This is a genomic window from Comamonas sp. B-9 (assembly GCF_000410635.1).
Taxonomy (GTDB): Bacteria; Pseudomonadota; Gammaproteobacteria; order Burkholderiales; family Burkholderiaceae_C; genus Comamonas.
Window position 1 is genome coordinate 6,891 of record NZ_KE148577.1, and the last position, 203, is coordinate 7,093.

General features: G+C 70.4%; 1 pseudogene. It reads right to left on the minus strand.

Annotated features, from left to right (window positions below):
• Positions 1–203 (minus strand): annotated as a pseudogene (locus H928_RS33330) (DNA-deoxyinosine glycosylase); the annotation flags it as partial.

Sequence of the window (203 nt, forward strand, 5' to 3'; positions counted from 1 at the left end):
GTGCGCAGCAGCCAGCAGCTGCGGGCACTGCTGCTGGAGCGCGACAAAATCATTGAGCTGGGTATTGCGGATGCTGGTGTCCAGGCTGCCTTCGCGCTCGCAGGCGGCATAGACATCCCACAGACCCAGGCCCCGCGCCAGCAGCCAGGCGCAGCGCTCGGCATAGGCGGCCGGCTGCGGGTGCGCGGGCCACAGCGCCGCCA